At 69.2% G+C, this 19,749-nt stretch carries 16 protein-coding genes; 11 read left to right on the forward strand and 5 right to left on the reverse strand.

Going from position 1 to position 19,749, the window contains the following annotated elements; translation table 11 throughout:
* The first annotated feature begins 62 nt into the window (after nucleotides 1-62).
* From purL to PSR88_RS24650, 4 genes are read left to right on the forward strand one after another with little or no spacing between them, the layout of a single operon-like run.
* Entirely contained in the window at nucleotides 63-2,348 is a 2,286-nt protein-coding gene (gene purL / locus PSR88_RS24635) for a phosphoribosylformylglycinamidine synthase subunit PurL (RefSeq protein WP_009477899.1), read from the forward strand.
* A 3-nt stretch (nucleotides 2,349-2,351) separates the two neighbouring features.
* Nucleotides 2,352-4,121 carry an alpha/beta hydrolase gene (locus PSR88_RS24640; protein ID WP_016883926.1) on the forward strand — a complete coding sequence of 590 codons (1,770 nt, stop codon included), beginning with the start codon at nucleotides 2,352-2,354 and terminating at the stop codon, nucleotides 4,119-4,121.
* Complete coding sequence (locus PSR88_RS24645) at nucleotides 4,118-4,762, forward strand: CPBP family intramembrane glutamic endopeptidase (protein ID WP_011597147.1); 645 nt, start codon at nucleotides 4,118-4,120, stop codon at nucleotides 4,760-4,762. Before PSR88_RS24640 ends, PSR88_RS24645 begins: the two co-directional genes overlap by 4 nt.
* Nucleotides 4,763-4,766: 4 nt before the next feature.
* Nucleotides 4,767-5,153 (forward strand): sterol carrier family protein, encoded by a 387-nt coding sequence (locus PSR88_RS24650; protein WP_009477902.1) that lies wholly within the window; start codon nucleotides 4,767-4,769, stop codon nucleotides 5,151-5,153.
* Here the strand turns inward: PSR88_RS24650 and PSR88_RS24655 are convergent, their stop codons facing one another.
* Entirely contained in the window at nucleotides 5,154-6,473 is a 1,320-nt protein-coding gene (locus PSR88_RS24655; RefSeq protein WP_011597148.1) for a class I SAM-dependent methyltransferase, read from the reverse strand.
* A gap of 173 nt (nucleotides 6,474-6,646) precedes the next feature.
* Here PSR88_RS24655 and purF point away from each other — a divergent pair, with 173 nt between their 5' ends.
* Together purF and purM are read left to right on the forward strand one after the other, a co-directional pair.
* Nucleotides 6,647-8,230 carry an amidophosphoribosyltransferase gene (gene purF / locus PSR88_RS24660; protein ID WP_009477905.1) on the forward strand — a complete coding sequence of 528 codons (1,584 nt, stop codon included), beginning with the start codon at nucleotides 6,647-6,649 and terminating at the stop codon, nucleotides 8,228-8,230.
* A 120-nt stretch (nucleotides 8,231-8,350) separates the two neighbouring features.
* Nucleotides 8,351-9,430: a phosphoribosylformylglycinamidine cyclo-ligase gene (gene purM, locus PSR88_RS24665; protein ID WP_005244377.1), complete on the forward strand. Its 1,080-nt coding sequence runs from the start codon at nucleotides 8,351-8,353 to the stop codon at nucleotides 9,428-9,430.
* Between the two features lie 111 nt (nucleotides 9,431-9,541).
* Here purM and PSR88_RS24670 read toward each other — a convergent pair whose 3' ends face one another.
* From PSR88_RS24670 to PSR88_RS24685, 4 genes are all read right to left on the reverse strand, one after another.
* Entirely contained in the window at nucleotides 9,542-9,742 is a 201-nt protein-coding gene (locus PSR88_RS24670; protein WP_005244376.1) for a DUF3073 domain-containing protein, read from the reverse strand.
* Between the two features lie 181 nt (nucleotides 9,743-9,923).
* Nucleotides 9,924-10,877: an asparaginase gene (locus PSR88_RS24675; protein WP_009477906.1), complete on the reverse strand. Its 954-nt coding sequence runs from the start codon at nucleotides 10,875-10,877 to the stop codon at nucleotides 9,924-9,926.
* Entirely contained in the window at nucleotides 10,874-11,542 is a 669-nt protein-coding gene (locus tag PSR88_RS24680) for an MOSC domain-containing protein (RefSeq protein WP_011597149.1), read from the reverse strand. Before PSR88_RS24680 ends, PSR88_RS24675 begins: the two co-directional genes overlap by 4 nt.
* Nucleotides 11,539-12,660: a YgfZ/GcvT domain-containing protein gene (locus PSR88_RS24685; RefSeq protein ID WP_011597150.1), complete on the reverse strand. Its 1,122-nt coding sequence runs from the start codon at nucleotides 12,658-12,660 to the stop codon at nucleotides 11,539-11,541. The genes PSR88_RS24680 and PSR88_RS24685 overlap by 4 nt, the downstream gene beginning before the upstream one ends.
* A gap of 62 nt (nucleotides 12,661-12,722) precedes the next feature.
* Between PSR88_RS24685 and PSR88_RS24690 the strand changes: the two genes are divergently transcribed.
* The 5 genes from PSR88_RS24690 (at nucleotide 12,723) to cydC (ending at nucleotide 19,652) form a co-directional block, all read left to right on the forward strand.
* The gene (locus tag PSR88_RS24690; RefSeq protein ID WP_029539593.1) at nucleotides 12,723-13,595 is read left to right on the forward strand and encodes an aminodeoxychorismate lyase; all 873 of its coding nucleotides are present in this window, start codon (nucleotides 12,723-12,725) and stop codon (nucleotides 13,593-13,595) included.
* A gap of 133 nt (nucleotides 13,596-13,728) precedes the next feature.
* Nucleotides 13,729-15,225 carry a cytochrome ubiquinol oxidase subunit I gene (locus PSR88_RS24695; RefSeq protein ID WP_011597152.1) on the forward strand — a complete coding sequence of 499 codons (1,497 nt, stop codon included), beginning with the start codon at nucleotides 13,729-13,731 and terminating at the stop codon, nucleotides 15,223-15,225.
* Nucleotides 15,226-15,236: 11 nt separating this feature from the next.
* Entirely contained in the window at nucleotides 15,237-16,274 is a 1,038-nt protein-coding gene (gene cydB / locus PSR88_RS24700) for a cytochrome d ubiquinol oxidase subunit II (protein WP_009477911.1), read from the forward strand.
* The gene (gene cydD / locus PSR88_RS24705) at nucleotides 16,271-17,983 is read left to right on the forward strand and encodes a thiol reductant ABC exporter subunit CydD (protein WP_011597153.1); all 1,713 of its coding nucleotides are present in this window, start codon (nucleotides 16,271-16,273) and stop codon (nucleotides 17,981-17,983) included. The genes cydB and cydD overlap by 4 nt, the downstream gene beginning before the upstream one ends.
* Entirely contained in the window at nucleotides 17,973-19,652 is a 1,680-nt protein-coding gene (gene cydC / locus PSR88_RS24710) for a thiol reductant ABC exporter subunit CydC (RefSeq protein ID WP_016883925.1), read from the forward strand. The genes cydD and cydC overlap by 11 nt, the downstream gene beginning before the upstream one ends.
* Nucleotides 19,653-19,749: the final 97 nt, after the last annotated feature.

Genomic DNA, 19,749 nt, shown 5'->3' on the forward strand with positions numbered 1-19,749 from the left:
GCGCCGACCGTGACTCCCGGCTTGCCTCTCTTGACTCCCGTAGGGAAGGGACCCCACCTCCAGTGTCAGCACACCCGGTCGATACCGTCACCGCCGCCACCGCGACCCCCGACGTCGCACAGCCCTTCAAGGAACTGGGGCTGAAGGACGACGAGTACGCCCGCATCAAGGAGATCCTGGGCCGCCGCCCCACCGAGGCCGAGCTGGCGATGTACTCGGTGATGTGGAGCGAGCACTGCTCCTACAAGTCGTCCAAGGTGCACCTGAAGTACTTCGGTGAGACCACGACCGACGAGATGCGTTCCTCGATGCTCGCGGGCATCGGCGAGAACGCCGGCGTCGTCGACATCGGCGACGGCTGGGCCGTCACGTTCAAGGTCGAGAGCCACAACCACCCCTCCTACGTGGAGCCCTACCAGGGTGCGGCCACCGGCGTCGGCGGCATCGTCCGCGACATCATGGCCATGGGTGCACGGCCCATCGCCGTCATGGACCAGCTGCGCTTCGGTGCGGCGGACGCCCCCGACACCCGACGCGTCGTCGACGGTGTGGTGCGCGGTGTCGGCGGCTACGGCAACTCGCTCGGCCTCCCGAACGTCGGCGGCGAGACCGTGTTCGACGAGTCGTACGCCGGTAACCCCCTGGTCAACGCTCTGTGTGCCGGCGCGATGCGCGTCGAGGACCTGCACCTCGCGTTCGCATCCGGTGCCGGCAACAAGATCATCCTGTTCGGTGCGCGCACCGGCCTCGACGGCATCGGCGGCGTGTCCGTCCTCGCGTCGGAGACGTTCGACGGTGATGAATCGGGTACCGGCAGGAAGAAGCTTCCGGCGGTGCAGGTGGGTGACCCGTTCACCGAGAAGGTGCTCATCGAGTGCTGTCTGGAGCTGTACGCCGCGAAGCTCGTGGTCGGTATCCAGGACCTTGGCGGCGCCGGCCTGTCCTGCGCCACGTCCGAGCTCGCCGCGGCCGGCGACGGCGGCATGCACATCAACCTCGAGCAGGTCCCGATGCGCGCCACCGGCATGACCGCGGCCGAGGTGCTGTCCAGCGAGTCCCAGGAACGCATGTGCGCGGTCGTCACCCCCGACAACGTCGACGCGTTCATGGAGGTCTGCAAGAAGTGGGACGTCCTCGCCACCGTCATCGGTGAGGTCACCGACGGCGAGCGGCTCACCATCTCCTGGCACGGCGAGACCGTCGTCGACGTGCCGCCGCGCACCGTCGCCCACGAGGGTCCCGTGTACGAGCGTCCCGTGCAGCGTCCCGCGAGCCAGGACGCCCTCGTCGCCAACACCACCGCCGGACTGACGCGTCCCGAATCGGCCGACGAACTGAAGGCCACCCTGCTGAAGATGCTCGCGTCCCCGGCGCTGTGCAGCCGCAAGTGGATCACCGAGCAGTACGACCGCTACGTGCGCGGCAACACCGTCCTGGCCGAGAACGCCGACTCCGGCGTGATCCGCGTCGACGAGAAGACGGGCCGCGGCATCGCCCTCGCCACCGACGCGTCCGGCCGCTACACGGCGCTCGACCCGTACGCCGGCGCCCAGCTGGCGCTCGCCGAGGCCTTCCGCAACGTCGCCGTCACCGGCGCGACGCCGAAGGCCGTCAGCAACTGCCTGAACTTCGGGTCCCCCGAGGATCCGGGCGTCATGTGGCAGTTCCAGCAGGCCGTCCGCGGCCTGGCGGACGGCTGCGCCAAGCTCGGCATCCCCGTCACCGGCGGCAACGTCAGCTTCTACAACCAGACCGGGTCGACCCCGATCCTGCCCACCCCGGTGGTGGCCGTGCTCGGCGTCATAGACGACGTGCACCGTCGCATCCCCACCGGTCTCGGACTGGAACCGGGCGAAACGCTGATCCTGCTCGGCGACACCCGCGACGAGTTCGACGGGTCCATCTGGTCGCAGGTCGAGCACGGCCACCTCGGCGGCGTGCCGCCGAAGGTCGACCTCGAGCGGGAGCAGTTGCTGGCCGACATCCTCCTCGCGGCGTCCCGCGACGGACTGGTGTCCGCGGCGCACGACCTGTCCGAAGGCGGTCTCGCACAGACCGTCGTCGAGGCCGCGCTGGCCGGGGAGACGGGCTGCCGCATCTTGCTTCCCGACGACGCCGATCCGTTCGTCACCCTGTTCTCCGAGTCGTCGGGCCGCGTGCTCGTCGCGGTCCCGCGCACCGAGGAAACTCGCTTTACCGGTATGTGCACGGCCCGTAATCTCCCGTGGGTGCGCATCGGTGTGGTGGACGAGGGGTCCGATTCCGTCGAGGTCCAGGGCCAGTTCTCGGTCTCGCTGGCCGAGCTGCGCACGACGTTCGAGGGAACTCTGCCGGCATTGTTCGGGTGATGAATGGTCGAATCGGGGGCATTGGAGAGGGTTGACAGGGGGCCGCGGGAATTCTCGCGGCTGGTTGATCCTGCACTCCTCCACGGTCCCCGACTCGACCGGACCTGGCGTTTACTTCGGCTCGACTTCACCGGTATCGGGTTCGCGACGCTGTTCTTCTGCTGGTCGCTGACGCCGTCGCTGCTGCCCCGCGACTGGCTGTTCCAGGGGCTGATCGGCGGCATCAACGCCGCGATCGGTTACACGGTGGGAACGGTGGTCGGCTGGCTGGTGCGTCGCTACTTCCTGCGGCACCGGTCGTGGTGGCCGCTGCCGGAACCGTGGTCCACCGGCCTGCGCGTCGTCGTGACGGTGACGTGCGTGGTCGTGAGTCTCGTGATGCTCGCGTACTCCGCGGCATGGCAGCGTGAGATCGCCGCGCTGATGGGGGCGGAGGGCACCACCACCACCGGTTACATCCGCACGGGCGGACTGAGTCTGCTGGTGGGCGCCGCGATCATCTCGGTGTGGCGGCTGTTGCGCGAACTGGTGCGGTGGATCGCGGCACGACTCATCCGGCGGTGGCACCTCGCGATCCCGACGGCCACCACCGTCGGCATCCTCATCGTGACGGTGCTGTTCTTCCTGCTCGTCGACGGTGTTCTGATGCGCGGCGTCTACGCAGCCACGAATGCGGCTTTCAGCCTGCAGAATTCGACCACCCGCGACGGCACCGAGCAACCACTCGACCCCGAGAAGTCGGGCAGCCCCGAGTCGCTCGCGCCCTGGGACACCCTCGGGTACGAGGGTCGGAACTTCGTGTCCCGAGGCCTCGACGCCGACGAACTCACGGCAGCCAACGGCACACCGGCCAAGGACCCCATCCGCGTCTACGCCGGGCTGGAGACCGCCGAGGACCCGGACGCGCGCATGGACATCGTCATCGACGAACTCGAGCGGACCGGCGCATTCTCGCGCAAGGTCCTCGTCGTCATCCCCACCACCGGCACCGGCTGGGTCAATCCGACTGCGGCGCAGGCGATCGAGCTGGTCCACAACGGTGACACGGCATTGGTGGCCAGCCAGTACTCGTTCCTGCCGAGCTGGATCTCGTTCCTCGCCGACCGCGAGAAGGCCGCGGAGGCGGGGAAGAAACTGATCGACCGCGTGCACGAGCGGTGGTTGCAGGAACCCGAGGCGACGCGCCCCAAACTGCTGGTCTACGGCGAAAGTCTCGGCACCCAGGCGGGGGAGGGCGCCTTCGGCACGCTGAGCGACATCCGGCAGACCGTCGACGGCGTGTTGTGGGTCGGGCCGCCCAACTCGAACCGCCTGTGGGGGCAGCTGATCCAGCGCCGCGACCCCGGCACGCCCGAGGTGGATCCCGAGTACGCGGCGGGTCTGGTGGTGCGGTTCGCCGACGACTCCGCCGACATGGTCGAGGAAACCGGCGAGTGGCTGTCACCGCGCATCCTGTACGTGCAGCACCCGTCCGATCCCGTCGTGTGGTGGTCGCCCGACCTGGCATTCACCCGCCCCGACTGGTTGAAGGAACCACCGGGCGAGGATCGTTCACCGTCCATGAAATGGTTTCCGTTCGTGACGTTCTGGCAGGTCTCCGCCGACCTCACCAACGCCGCAGGCGTGCCGGACGGGCACGGCCACAATTACGGGACTCTCGTCCTCGACGGCTGGATCACGGTCGCCCAGCCCGAGGGATGGACGCCCGTCGACACCGAACGCGTCCGGTCCACTCTCGAATCCCTCTCCGGGACAGAGGGCCCGGAGAAGTGAGCAGGCTCGCCTCCGTTGCCGGCGCGGCGGCGGCCGTGCTGTGGAGCAACGTGGTGCTGCCCGGTTCGGGGCTCGGCCCGTACGGGCGGGCGGTCGCGGGAGGCGCGCTCGGGCTGTCGGTCGTGGGAGCAGCACGCGCCGCGGGTTATGGCATCGACGAACTCGGCCTGTCCGCGTCGAAGGCCCGGTCCGGGTTGCGGTACGGCGCCCTGGCGTCGGTGATCCCACTCGCCGGATACGCGATCACGCTGAGTGTGCCCGCACTGCGCAGGCGTGTGCCGACCGGCGACGACGTCACCGATTTCGCCGGCTGGGTGGGGTTCCGGATTCCGGTGGGGACCGTGGCGCACGAGGAACTGCTGTTCCGCAGCGTCCTGTCCGCGATGCTGCGACGGGCCTGGCCACCTGCGACGGCCCACGCCCTGCACGCCGCCACGTTCGGGCTGTGGCACGTGCGCGCGGCCCGGATCGCCGGTGACGGCGTCGCCGCGAGCGTGCTGCTCACCGGCTGCTCCGCGTGGCTGTTCGAGTGGGCGCGTCGACGCAGCGGCAGCGTCGTAGCCCCTGCACTGCTGCACCTTTCGATCAACGTCGGTGGGGCGGTTGCCGCCGAACTCGTGCGGGCCCGCACAGTAGATTGAGCGTATGCCGCCGCGCCGAGCCGTAGATCCCGCTGAACTGAGAGCCGCCGTACTCGAGGTCGGCCCGTGGCTGCGCGGCGATTCCGAGGAGAAACCGTCCCGCACCCAGCTGGCCGCGGCGGTCCGGCTCAGCGCACGGACGCTCGAGCAGGTCGCGCCCGGTTCGAGCGTGGAGGTCCGGGTTCCGCCGTTCGTCGCGGTCCAGTGCATCGAGGGCCCGCGGCACACCCGCGGCACCCCACCCAACGTCGTGGAAACCGACCCCCGGACGTGGCTGCTGATGGTGACCGGACTGCTGGAGTTCGACAGCGCGACCGCCGGCGGCGGAGTGTCGGTGTCGGGGAGTCGCGCCGGGGAGATCGCCCACTGGCTGCCGCTGCTGCGCGTGTAGTCAGCCCAGCCACAACGCGCGGGTGCGGGGCAGGCCGCTCGACCCGTCATCGGACGGGCGCACGGCCAGCACCTGATGGATCGTCAGCCGGCCCTTCTCCTCGAACCCCAGGGCGCTGGCCGCGAGGTACAGCAACCAGGTGCGGGCCCGCTCCGCGCCGGCGAGCCGGCTCGCGTCGTCCCAGGAGTCGCGGAGTCTGCCCACCCACGCCCGCAGGGTGAGTGCGTAGTGCTCCCGGAGGGCCTCGACGTCGCGCACCTCGAGTCCGGCGCGCTCGAAGGCGTCGAGCGTTCTGCTCAGCGGCAGCACCTCGCCGTCCGGGAAGATGTAGTTCTCGATCAACCCCGACGAGGTGTCGGTGCCGGTGAGCGACCGGACCGAGGCGATCGCGTGGTTGAGCAGCCGGCCTTCGGGACGCAGAAGGTCGAGTAGGTGCTGCGCATACTCCGGCAGCGCGGAGTCGCCGACGTGTTCGGACATGCCGATGCTGGAGATCGCGTCGAACGGACCGTCGACGACGTCGCGGTAGTCCTGCACGCGGATCTCGATCAGATCCGACAGCCCGGCCTCGGAGACCCTCGCCCGCGCCCATTCGGCCTGTTCGTGGCTGAGGGTGACCCCGACGACGGACACGTCGTACTTCTCGGCGGCGTGGATCGCCATCGAACCCCAGCCGCAGCCCACGTCCAGCAGTCGCATGCCCGACTGGAGACCGAGCTTGCGGCAGACCAGGTCGAGCTTGTCGTTCTGCGCTTCCTCGAGCGTCCCGATCGCACCGCGGTCGTCGGGTCGCTGGTCCCAGTAGCCGCAGGAGTAGACCATCGTCGGACCGAGGAACAGGCGGTAGAAATCGTTGCCGACGTCGTAGTGATGTGAGACCGAGGACGCGTCGCGCGCCTTGCTGTGCTTGGCGCCGCGGCGCCGCGACACCTCCACCGACGGCGGTGTCGGCCGGAGTCCGAGGCCGCCGAGCCGGACGAACGTCGACAGCGACTTCAGGACGGTGCCGCGGTCGAATCCGCGGACGCCGAGAGTGCCCAGCCGGTCGACGAGGTCCGGAAGCGTCAGCAGCCGGAAGACGTCGCCCTCGATCTCGAGGTCACCGGACACGTAGGCCCGGACGAGACCGAGTTCGTTCGGCGACCAGAGCACCCTCCGGATGGCCCGGCGGTTGCGGAAGACGATGGTGACATCGGAGTCCGGGCCGGCTTCCGAGCCGTCCCAGCATCGGACGTGCACGGGAATGGGGATGCCCATCGCACCTTCGAAGGCGCTCAGCAGGCGTTCTGCGGCGGTCGGTGCGGTGCTGCGGACGTTCATCGGACAAGCCCCCGCTCTGTGGTTCGAGGATGCTGATCGATACCGAAACTAATCTATTTTCGGCCGTCCGTCCGGGAGTCGGGCCGGTTCGATCGGCACCGTGGGCGAAGCGACGGCGCAGGGCACGTAGACTGACCTTGCCCCTCACACGCCCATCCCCAGGGAGCACCCCGGTGACCAGAGCCGATCTGTCGGTCCACAGTCCTAATCTTCTCTCTTCGAACCCGTCCGACGAGGACGAGAACGAGCCCCGCGAGGAATGCGGAGTCTTCGGCGTCTGGGCGCCGGGAGAGGATGTGGCGAAACTCACCTACTACGGACTTTATGCTCTGCAGCACCGTGGGCAGGAAGCGGCGGGCATCGCCGTTGCCGACGGCTCGCAGGTGCTGGTCTTCAAGGACCTCGGGTTGGTCAGCCAGGTGTTCGACGAACAGACCCTGGCAGCGATGCCGGGCCACGTCGCCGTCGGTCACTGTCGCTACTCCACCACGGGCTCGACCACGTGGGAGAACGCGCAGCCGATCTTCCGCACCACCGCCGCGGGCAGCGGCATCGCCCTCGGGCACAACGGCAACCTCGTCAATACGGCGGAGCTGGCGCAGCGCGCCCGTGAAGCCGGGCTGGTCAACGACAAGCGGCCCGGCGGCGCCACGTCCGACTCGGACGTCGTCGGGGCCCTTCTTGCGCACGCCGCCGCCGACAGCACCATCGAGCAGGCCGCCATGAAGCTCCTGCCGACATTGCGCGGCGCGTTCTGCCTCACCTTCATGGACGAGCACACGCTCTACGCGGCCCGTGACCCGCACGGCATCCGTCCGCTGTGCCTCGGACGCCTGGACCGCGGCTGGGTCGTGGCCAGCGAGACGGCCGCACTCGACATCGTCGGCGCGTCCTTCGTCCGCGACATCGAGCCCGGCGAACTGCTCGCCATCGACGCCGACGGCGTCCGCTCCTCCCGTTTTGCGAACCCCGAGCCCAAGGGCTGCGTGTTCGAGTACGTGTACCTGGCCCGTCCGGACAGTGTCATCGCCGGACGTTCGGTGCATTCCACCCGCGTCGAGATCGGCCGTCGCCTCGCCACCGAGCACCCCGCCGAGGGCGACCTCGTCATCCCGGTCCCCGAATCGGGCACTCCGGCCGCGGTCGGTTACGCGCAGGGGTCGGGCATTCCGTACGGCCAGGGTCTGATGAAGAACGCCTACGTCGGCCGCACGTTCATCCAGCCGTCGCAGACGATCCGCCAGCTCGGTATCCGCCTCAAGCTCAACCCGCTCAAGGAAGTCATCCGCGGCAAGCGCCTCGTGGTGGTGGACGATTCGATCGTCCGCGGCAACACCCAGCGCGCGCTCATCCGGATGCTCCGCGAGGCCGGCGCACTGGAGATCCATGTCCGGATCGCGTCGCCGCCGGTCAAGTGGCCCTGCTTCTACGGCATCGACTTCGCCTCCCCGGCCGAGCTGATCGCCAACGGCGCGGGCGGCGGCGGCGAGCCCGGGAGCTTCGACGAGATGCTCGAAGGCGTGCGCCGTTCCATCGGCGCCGACACCCTCGGCTACATCTCCACCGAAGGCATGATCGCCGCCACCGAGCAGCCTGCGTCGCGACTGTGCGCGGCCTGCTTCGACGGCACGTACCCCATCGCGCTCCCCACGGAGACGTCGATCGGAAAGAACGTTCTCGAGGGAATGCTCGAGAGCGCGGCAGGCGGTCCCGCGACGCGGGAGAACGACAACGCGAACGCCCTCAGTCGGCCGTAGGCCGGTACATCGGGATCCGGCCGGAGAACGTACTCCGGTACCGTAAGGACGCAATCACAGCACTCGATTGCCCGACCGACACGATTTTGACGAGCAACAGAAGGCTGGAGTAACAACCACATGACCGAGGATCCGACAAGTCGCCCTGGCGCGTCCTACGCCGCCGCAGGAGTGGACATCGCCGCAGGCGATCGGGCGGTGGAACTCTTCGCTCCCTTGGCCAAGCGCGCCAGCCGTCCCGAGGTTCTCGGTGGTCTCGGTGGATTCGCGGGTCTGTTCTCGCTCAAGGGTGACTACAAGGAGCCGCTGCTCGCGGCGTCCACGGACGGGGTGGGCACCAAGCTCGCCGTCGCTCAGGCACTCGACAAGCACGACACCGTGGGCCTGGACCTGGTCGCGATGGTCGTCGACGACCTCGTCGTCTGTGGTGCCGAGCCCCTGTTCCTGCAGGACTACATCGCCGTCGGGCGGGTCGTCCCGGAGCGTGTCGCCGAACTCGTCAGCGGCATCGCCGAAGGCTGCATCCAGGCCGGTTGCGCGCTGCTCGGTGGCGAGACGGCGGAGCACCCCGGTGTGATGGCGGACGGCGACTACGACCTGTCCGCGACCGGCGTCGGTGTGGTCGAAGCCGACCAGGTGCTGGGGCCCGACCGGGTCCGTCCCGGCGATGTCGTGATCGCCATGGGTTCGTCCGGACTGCATTCCAACGGTTACTCGCTGGCCCGCAAGGTCCTGCTCGAGATCGACCACATGAGCCTGACGGCGCACGTCGACGAGTTCGGCCGCACCCTGGGCGAGGAGATGCTCGAGCCCACGAAGATTTACGCCAAGGACTGCCTGGCTCTCGCCGCCGAGACGGACGTGCGCACGTTCTGCCATGTCACCGGCGGTGGCTTGGCCAACAACCTCGCTCGGGTCATGCCGAAGGGTCTGGTCGCCGAACTCGACCGCGGCACGTGGAGCCCGGCTCCGATCTTCGCGATGATCGCGCAGCGCGGCCGGGTGGAGCGGGCCGAGATGGAGCAGACGTTCAACATGGGCGTCGGCATGGTCGCGATCGTGGCGCCCGAGGACGTCGATCGTGCGCTGGCCGTCCTGACGGCGCGTCACATCGACTGCTGGACGCTGGGCAGCATCAAGAAGTCGCACGACGTGTCGGCGGAGCGCGCAATTCTCGCCGGCGATCACCCGCGGTTCTAGGGTCGGGCGCCGTTTGTCGGAACGGGGCGAGCTAGTGGCCCCGACCGGCTGAAGATGTGGAAATGAGGGGGAGCCGGTATCGGCTCCCCCTCATTTCGTTGTCTTCAGATCTCAGCGACGCCAGTCGTCGTCGTCCTCCCGGGAGTGACCCTCCCTGTCGGCACGCTGGTCAGCGAAGACCTCGTCCCGATGCGAGTTGGACGACCCACCTGAGAGCTCTCGTTGCAGGCTGTCAAAATCCGTGGTCGGTACGCTGTACTTCAGCTCGCGTGCAACCTTGGTCTGCTTTGCCTTAGCCCGGCCGCGGCCCATGGCTGACCCCCTCGCGCTTTCGCGGGGCGGCCTGGGGAATTTGGCGGCCCCGTTTGAGTGTGTAAGTTCCTGTCCCACACTCTAGCGTGGAAAAGTCCCTCGCGCTTCCATCCACACCCCGAAGCGGTGTCGGTTTAGTCTCACCGGGCTCGCGAGCTGCCCCGATGCCGACATTTCGCCCTCAGAAGACTCCCGGAATTGCCCGGACCGTCCCCACCCGGACGCCGCCGCCGAGCACGGGCTGCGATGCGAGAGCCGCCAGATCCTCGGTCCACTCGGCGCCCATCCGGTGGAGAAGTGCTGCGGCGAGGGGTAACCGGGCCCGTTCGTGGCCGTCGTCGATCTTCAGCGCGAACGCCGAGCCGTCGGGGAGCGCGCCGGCGTAGACACCGTCGGCTCCGGCCTTCGTCATCAGCCCGGGCACGACCGGCATCAGCCGCGCGTCGTCCTTGCCGGTGCCCGAGACGAGGTAGGGGTGCTCGCGGACGGCGTCGGCGACGGCGAGCTCGGGGGAGTCGGGTTCGGCGGTGACGAGCCGGGCGAACGCGCGCGCCAGATGCGTCAGCGACAGCGGGACGATCGGCAGCCCGCATCCGTCGATGCCGAGTTCGGCGTCGACGTCGCCGCTGATCGACCCGAGCGTCTCGACGACCGCGAGTTGCAGCGGATGCGTCGGCTCGAGGTAGCTGTCCACCGGCCAGTCGTTGGCCAGGCAGGTCGCGAGCATCGCCGCGTGCTTGCCGGAGCAGTTCATGTACACCGGGCGGGGGAGCTCACCGGCGGCCAGCAGTTCGGCCCGGGCGAGTTCGTTGGAGGGCAGATCGGCGGGGCAGCGGAGCTGGTCCTCGTCGAGGCCGTACCGGGCGAGCAGCTGCTCGACGAGTTCGATGTGGTCCGACTCGCCCTCGTGGGATGCGGTCGCGATCGCGAGCTCTTCGGAACTGGTCGGCTCGAAGCCGTTCCGCAGCATCGTCACGGCCTGCCACGGCTTGTTCGACGACCGCGGGTAGATCGGCGTGTGCACCTCACCGAGGGTGAGCGCGATCTCGCCGTCCGCGCGGAGGATCACCGCGGAACCGCGGTGGACGCACTCACGGAATCCCGAACGGACGACCTCGACCAGTTCGATGCTCAATACGTGACCTGCACTTCCAGTCCGGCGATCCGTCGGCGGGCCTTGTCCGCGACGGTCGGAGAGAGGTTCTCCTGCTGTTCGAGCAGCGCCACGAACCGTTCCGGGTCGCGGCCGGTGAACAGATCGCGCACGGTGACGCCGTGGCCGGGCACGTGGATGCGCTGGACGGTGTCGCCGGCGCTGACCGACCCCTCCGTCACCACCCGCAGGTACGCGCCCGTGTCACCGCGTTCGGAGAACCGCTTGACCCACCGGGGCTCGGCGGCCCAGACGCCGAACGTGCCGCACGGTGTCCGCGGGCTGGTCACCTCCAGTTCGGTGGTGCCGATCCGCCAGCGCTCGCCGATCACGGCGTCGGTCGCCGCGATCCCGTCGAGGCGGAGGTTCTCGCCGAACCATCCCGGGGGCAGTTCGCGGCCGAGCTCCGACGCCCAGCGCCGCGCCTCGTCCTCCTGATAGGCGTAGACGGCCTTGAACGGGCCACCGTGGTACTCGGTGTCACAGACCCGGTCGCCGACCAGTCCGGCGGTCGTGACGCGCACAGGGCCGTCGACGGGCCGCTTGTCGATCGCCGTCCGGGTCACCCGCCGGGTGCCGCTGTCCCGTTCGGTGTGCAGCACGCAGACGGCCAGCACCTCGCCGGCCGTCGCGGTCGCCTCGCTCACCGGCCCCGGAGCCGGTCGACGGCGGCGCGGCCCGCCTGGACCGTGTCGTCCGCGGGCACCGAGTCGGGGTCGATGGACGCGGCGCACGAGCCGACCACCAACTCGGTGTCGGTGGGGATGGACCGTTTGACGAGGGCCAGCGCGATGGGTCCGAGCTCGTGGTGGTCGATCACCGTGCCGATCCGTCCGACCGCACGACCTCCCGCCGTCACCGGGTCGCCCGGTTCGGGCCTGCCCTCGGCGCTGCCGTCGAGGTGCAGCAGGACGAGGTGACGGGGCGGTTTGCCGAGATTGTGGACGCGGGCCACCGTCTCCTGGCCGCGGTAGCAGCCCTTCTCGAGGTGGACGGCGCCGTGATCGGCGGGACCGCCGATCCAGCGGACCTCGTGCGGGATGGTGCGATCGTCGGTGTCGAGTCCGATCCGGGGCCGCGCGGCGGCCACCCGGAGTGCCTCGAACGCCCACGTTCCCGCGGGAGCGGCGCCGGCGGCGGTGAGCCGGCCCCACCACGTCGCGAGTCCTTCCCGTGGGATCACCAGGTCGAAGGACTCGGCGGCCGGCCACGGCATGCGGCGGACGAATCCACCCCCGGGCACCGCGACGGCGGCGTACGGCTCGGCGGGTGCCACGACACCGGCCGCGTCGAGGACCGTCACGGCGTCGGGGCCGATCACGCTGAGGACCGCGAGCTCGTTGCCTTCGCGGGGCTCGGCCTTGGACCAGAACACCATCTTGGTGAGGAACGACAGGAGGTCGGGTCCGCGGTCGGCCTCGGTGTCGATCCAGGTGACGCCGTCCAGATCGGTCTGGACGAAGTGGTGCTCGACGCGGCCGTTGACGTCGAGGCTGAGGTTCTCGGCGCTCGCGCCGTCGGGGAGCGCGGCGACGTGCTGGCTCGAGATGGTGTGCAGCCAGGTGAGTCGTTCGGGTCCGCTGATCGCGATGACGAACCGGTGGGAACGGTCGATGACCACCGCGGAACGTTCGGCGCTGCGTTGTTCGCCGAGTGGATCGCCGTGATGCCAGGCGACGCCGGCGTCGGGAGAGCCTTCGGGCGCAGGAACCGCGCCCGGGGCCGTGAGGAGTGGACTGGGTGAGACGGGCAGTTTGTCGACCACGAACCCAGTCTAGGGACCATGGACCACGGGTGGCGGTCAGCAGGGTCGATAGGCTGGGCGTCATGTCTGATCGAGTGCTGGTGACACTGGACCACGAGGTGCGGGACGCGGATGCGCCGCTGCTGCACGCGGACGATCTGGCGGTGGTGCGCGGCGACGGTGTCTTCGAGACGCTGTTGGTGCGCGGCGGTCGCGCACTGAAGGTCGAGCCCCACCTCACCCGTCTCGTCGCGTCGGCGCGGGCCCTCGGATTGCCCATTCAGGACCTGGACGAGTGGCGCCTGGCACTCGAGCTGGCCGTCGAGGAGTGGGGGTCCGAGCGGGAGGGTGCGATGCGACTCGTGCTCAGCCGCGGCCGGGAGTCCGGTGGCGACGCGACTGCTTTCGTCACCGTCGGGCCGGTGTCCGAGCGGATTCTGGAGGCGCGGCGCGACGGGGTGTCGGTACTCACATTGGCCCGGGGCTATTCGGTGGATCTGTCGGCGAGTGCGCCGTGGCAGCTGCTCGGGGCGAAGACCTTGTCGTATGCCACGAACATGGCGGCGCTGCGGTATGCGGCGACACTCGGTGCCGACGATGTGATCTTCGTCAGCAGCGAGGGCAATGTGTTGGAAGGGCCACGTTCCACGGTGGTCATCGCCCGCGACAAACACCTCCTCACGCCGCCGCCGGAGCACGGAATCCTGCCCGGAACGACGCAGCAGGCGCTGTACGAGGTGGCGTCCGGCAAGGGGTTCCGCTGCGAGTACGCGGCGCTGCGGCCGGCGGATCTCATTACAGCGGAAGGTGTTTGGCTCATTTCCAGCGTCACCATGGCCGCGCGGGTGCGCAAGATCGACGGACTTGCCCTGCCCGACGCGCCGCTCGCCGATGAGATCGTGGAGCTGGTCGGCCTCGCGGTCGAGGCGGCGGGTACCGAGTCCGCGGAGGCTTGACAGGTCTACTACATTTCGTAGTAGCAAAGTCCTGCGGGGGAAACGACCCCGCAGTACGTTGTTTTCAAGGGTCGGGCGGAAGCCCACGCTCCGGCCCTGAAGCCTGTCCTACGGGCCCAGTTTCGGAGTAGCCATGGATGCCTTGGATGTCTCCCGGTGGCAGTTCGGCATAACCACCGTCTATCACTTCATCCTCGTTCCGCTGACGATCGGGCTCGCCCCGCTGATCGCCGTCATGCAGACGATGTGGGTGGTCACCGGAAAGGACCACTGGTATCGGCTCACCAAGTTCTTCGGGAAGCTGTTCCTGATCAACTTCGCGCTCGGCGTCGCCACCGGAATCGTGCAGGAATTCCAGTTCGGGATGAACTGGAGCGAGTACTCACGCTTCGTCGGCGACGTGTTCGGCGCACCCCTCGCCCTCGAGGGACTGGTCGCGTTCTTCCTCGAGTCGACGTTCCTGGGCCTCTGGATCTTCGGCTGGGGACGGCTGCCCAAGCTCGTCCACCTCGCCACCATCTGGCTCGTCGCGATCGGTGTGAACGCGTCCGCGTACTTCATCATCACCGCCAACTCGTTCATGCAGCACCCGGTCGGGGCCGTCTACAACCCCGAGACCGGGCGCGCGGAACTCACCAGCATCTGGGAACTGCTCACCAACAACACAGCACTCGCGGCCTTCCCGCACGTCGTATCCGGAGCGTTCCTCACGGCAGGCACGTTCGTGGCCGGCGTCGGCGGCTGGTGGATGGTGCGCAGCATGCGCAAATCGAAGGAAGCCACCGAACCCGACGTGGCGAAGAAGCACGAGGAGACCGCGAGGACGATGTTCCGCCCGGTCACCATCCTCGCACTGTGGGTGATGGTCGCCGCGGGCATCGGACTCGCGATCACCGGCGACATCCAGGGCAAGCTGATGTTCGAACAGCAACCCATGAAGATGGCGTCGGCCGAATCGCTGTGCCACACCGAAACCGGCGCCGACTTCTCCATCCTCACCGTCGGCACCCAGAACAACTGCGAGAGCATCACCCAGCTCATCAAGATCCCCGGCCTCACCTCGTTCCTGGCGGACGGCACGTTCGACTCCACCGTCGAGGGCGTCACCGAGATCCAGGCCCGCTACGAGGAGACGTACGGGCCCGGCAACTACAAGCCCAACCTGTTCGTCACCTACTGGACGTTCCGCGCGATGATCGGCTGGGCCGCCGGGTCGGCGCTGCTCGCCGTGGTCGGTCTGTGGATGACCCGCGGCGGCCGCGTCCCGGACAAGAAGTGGTTCGGCTGGCTGTCGATCGCCGTCATCCCGACACCGTTCCTCGGGAACAGCGCAGGCTGGGTGTTCACCGAGATGGGCCGCCAACCGTGGGTCGTGGCACCCAACCCGACCGGTGTCGACATGATCAGACTGACTGTCGACCAAGGCGTCTCGAATCACTCCCCGTGGACCGTCTGGGTCTCGCTCATCACGTTCACGGTGGTCTACGGGGCGCTGGCCGTCGTGTGGTTCACACTGATCCGCCGCTACACGATCGAGGGACCACTCGAACACGACGCACATCCACCGGGTGACGACCACGACGAGCCCGAAGAACCGGGCAAGCCCGAGCAACTCTCGTTCGCGTACTAGGGGAAACGGTCATGGGACTTCAAGAAGTGTGGTTCATCCTGATCGCGGTGCTCTTCATCGGGTACTTCGTCCTCGAGGGATTCGATTTCGGTGTCGGCATGCTGATGCCGGTGCTGGGCAGGCGCAAGGACCCGAACGGGGACACACGGCGGCGGGTGGTGCTCAACACCATCGGCCCCGTGTGGGACGGCAACGAGGTGTGGCTCATCACCGGTGGCGGCGCGTTGTTCGCCGCGTTCCCGGAGTGGTACGCCACGTTGTTCTCCGGCTTCTATCTGCCGCTGCTGATCATTCTCGTCGCGCTCATCGTCCGGATCTGCGCCATCGAGTACCGCGGCAAGATCGACGACGACACCTGGCGCAGGCGGTGCGACTGGGGCATCGTCTTCGGGTCCTGGGTGCCTGCCGTGCTGTGGGGTGTCGCGTTCGCCAACATCGTCCGGGGCGTCGACATCGACGCCGACAAGCAGGTCACCTCGAGCCTCTTCGATCTGCTCAATCCCTATGCGTTGCTGGGTGGTCTGACGACCGCGCTCGTGTTCGCGCTGCACGGTGCAGTGTTCCTCGCCCTGAAGACGGCCGACGAAGTACGCACGGACGCCGTCGAACTGGCGTCCCGGCTGGCGATCCCGGCCGTTCCGGTGGCAGGCGCGTTCGTACTGTGGACACAGCTGGCGCACGGCAAGGGCTGGACGTGGATCCTCGTCGCGATCGCCGCCGCCGCACTCCTCGGGGTGGTCGCGTTCACCCGCGCCGAACGGGAGGGCTGGGCCTTCCTGCTCACGTCGATCGCGGTCATCGCCACGGTGGCACTGCTGTTCGGCTCGCTGTTCCCCAACGTCATGCCGTCCACACTGGACGCCGCGTACAACCTGACCATCGACAACGCCTCGTCGAGTCCGTACACGCTGAAGGTGATGACGTGGGCCGCAGCCTTCCTCACCCCGGTGGTGCTGATCTACCAGGGCTGGACGTACTGGGTATTCCGCCAACGGATCTCGACCAAGCACATCCCGCCGTCGATCGGTCTCCCGCTCGGGCGCAGATGAGCACAGCGGTAGGCGACGCACCACGCCCCGCTGACGAGCGCCCGGGCGGGGAGCGAGGTTCCCGGCATCCCGTCGACCCCCGCCTCTGGCGCTACTCCGCGGCGGCCCGCGGGTACCTCGTCCTCACGGTCGCGCTGTCGGTCGTCAACGTGGCGATGGTCATCGTGTCGGCGCTGATGATCGGCCGGGTGCTCGGTGGGGTCATCGTCGACGACGCCACCGACGTCGGCCGGTGGTCCACCGAACTGGCGGTCCTCGCGACGGCGGTGGCAGTGCGGGTGCTCGGCACCTGGCTGCAGTCCCGGTTCGCGCACCGCTCCGCCACGCGGGTCGTGGCGGAGCTGAAGGGGGAGGTGCTCGGCGTCGCCACCCGCCTGCGACCGCGCGAACTCGACCCGCGGCGGGACGAGATCGCGACCGTGCTCACCCGCGGAATCGACGGTCTCGTGCCGTATCTCACCGGGTACCTCCCGGCACTGGTCCTCGCGGCGACGCTCACTCCGGCGACGCTCGCGGTCATCACGTTTCAGGATCTGACGTCGGCGGCGATCATCTTCGTCACGCTGCCGCTCATCCCGATCTTCATGATCCTCATCGGCCTGCTCACCAAGGGCAAGGCCGCCAAGACGTTGACCGCGATGACCACCCTGTCCTCCCAACTGCTCGACCTCCTGGCCGGCCTGCCCACGCTCCGCGCGCTGGGCCGCGAACAGGGACCGGCGACGCGGGTGCGTGAACTCGGCGACGCCCACCGCCACACCACGATGTCGGCGCTGCGGGTGGCGTTCCTGTCGTCGATGGTGCTGGAACTGCTGGCCACGCTCTGCGTCGCACTCGTCGCCGTGAGCATCGGACTGCGGCTGGTGTACGGGGGGATGGAACTCGAAGCCGGAATCGTGGCGCTGATTCTCGCTCCCGAGGTGTACCTCCCGCTGCGGATGGTCGGAACCCAGTTCCACGCCGCCGAGGACGGAATGGCCGCGGCGAGCCGGGCCTTCGCCGTCATCGATACCGATCGTCCCGACGACGCCGCCGCCGCCGACGGTGCGGTCGTGGTCGACGCGGCCGGGGCGCGAATCGAATTCGACGGCATCGACGTCCCGTCACGGCACGGCCTGGCGCCGCGCGGACTGACCGGCGCCCTCGAACCCGGTGCGGTGACCGTGCTGACCGGACCCAACGGTTCCGGGAAATCGACTGCGGTGCAGGCACTCCTCGGCCTCGTCGAACCCGAGCGCGGGGAGGTGCGCGTGGCGGGCACCCCCGTGAGTTCGCTCGACCGGTCCGCGTGGTGGGCGCAGGTGGCGTGGCTCCCGCAGCACCCCGTCCTCGTTCCCGGCACCCTGGACGAGAACCTCCGGCTCATCGGTGAGGTCGTCGACCTCGAACAGTCCTGTGCGGCGACGGGTTTCGACGAGGTCCTCGCCGAACTCCCCGACGGCTGGAACACGCGCGTCGGGTCCGGTGGAACGGGACTGTCGCTCGGACAGCGGCAGCGGCTCGCGCTGACCCGCGTGCTGGCCACCCGGCGTCCCGTTTTGGTGCTCGACGAACCCACCGCGCACCTCGACGACGCGTCGGAGCGCACCGTGCTCGATTCGCTGCGGAGCCTGGCCGCCGCCGGCCGGACGGTCGTCGTGGTGGGGCACCGGCCGACCGTGCTCGCGGCCGCCGACCGGGTGATCGAGGTGAGCGCAGATGTCGCGTGACCCGCTGATCCGGGCGTTGCCGCTCCTCGACCTGCAACCGGGGCGGGTGGTGCGGGCCGTCGCCGCCGGTGTGGCCACACTGGGCAGTGCGCTCGCGCTGGCGGCGCTGTCGGCGTGGTTGATCACGAGGGCATGGCAGATGCCGCCCGTCCTGGACCTCAGCGTGGCCGTCGTGGCGGTGCGCGCGCTGGGCATCTCCCGCGGCGTCTTCCGGTACCTCGAGCGGCTGGCCACCCACGACACCGCGCTGCGGGGGACCACGTCCGCCCGCACCCAGCTGTACCAGCGGCTGGCCGACGGCGACCCCGCAGCCGCTGCCGGCCTGCGCCGCGGCGAACTGCTCGCCCGCACCGGGGCCGACGTCGACACCCTCGGTGACGTCGTCGTCCGCGCGATCGTCCCCATCGCCGTGTCCGTCGTCCTGGCCGTGGCCGCCGTCGGCATCCTCGCGGTGATCTCGCCCGCGTCCGCGCTCGTGCTCGCCGTGGCGCTCGCGGTGTCGGGGGTCGCGGCGCCCTGGTTGTCCGCACGGGCCGCCCGCCTCGCCGAGACGTCCGGCGCCGACGCGCGTGCCCGGTTCAGCGAGGACGCCGTCACCGCGCTCGATCACGCCGTGGAACTCCGCGTCGCGGGTCGCCTCGACCGGACCGTGTCGCGGGCGGTCCGCTCCGAACACGCCGCGGTCGCGGCCACCGACCGTGCCGCCGCACCCAGCGCGTTCGCGGACGCCGCCACACCGCTCGCGGTGGGAGTGAGCGTGATCGCGTCGCTACTCATCGGCATGGACCTGTACTCGTCGGGGACGATGAGCCCGATGGCGATGGGCGTCCTCGTGCTCCTGCCGCTGTCCGCGTTCGAGGCCACGGGCGCGCTGCCCGCCGCGGCGGTCGCGCTGACCAGGGCCCGGATCGCGTCGCGCCGCATACTCGCCGTGCTCGACGCCGCCGTCGCGGATCCGCACCCCGGGGACCGGGAACTGGACGGGCCCGCCGAGGTCGTCGCGAAGCACCTGCGGTGCGGCTGGCCCGGAGGGCAGGTCACCGCCCCGCTCGACCTCGACCTACGGCCGGGCGCGCGGGTCGCGATCGTCGGAGGCAGCGGGTCCGGGAAGACGACCACCCTGATGACCCTGGCGGGGTTGCTCCCGCCGGTGTCGGGGACGGTCCATGTCGACGGACTCGACCTCCACCGGATCAGGTCCGAGGCTCTCCGCCGGAACGTCGGATTCTTCGCGGAGGACGCGCACCTCTTCGCCACGTCCGTGCTCGAGAATCTGCGGGTGGCGCGCGGCGACATCCAGGACGCGGAGGCGCTGACCGTTCTGGAGTCCGTCGGGCTCGGGGGATGGGTGTCGGGGCTGCCGGAGGGCGTGCACACGACCCTCGCGGGCGGTGCCCGGGCGGTGTCCGGCGGACAGCGTCGCCGGCTGCTGCTCGCCAGGGCGCTGCTGTCGCCCGCCCGGGTGTTGTTGCTCGACGAACCGACCGAGCACCTCGACGCCGACGCGGGCGCCGACCTGCTCCGGCGACTGCTCTCGCGCGACGGCGGACTGGTGCCGCCGCAGCGCACCGTCGTGGTGGTCACCCACCAGCTCCCAGAGGATACCAGCGCTGACCTGGTGATACGGGTGGAGAAAGCTGAGAGCGAAAATGCGTTGCCGACTCCGTGAGTGCGGCGTACTTTCTTCAGTACACGAGGAAGGAGGTGGTCTGAAATTGAATGACAGACGGACACGTGAGGTGGCTGCCAGCTAGCCGCTACCGCTG

Source organism: Rhodococcus sp. DK176, assembly GCF_038447315.2.
Classification (GTDB): Bacteria; Actinomycetota; Actinomycetes; order Mycobacteriales; family Mycobacteriaceae; genus Rhodococcus_F; species Rhodococcus_F jostii_A.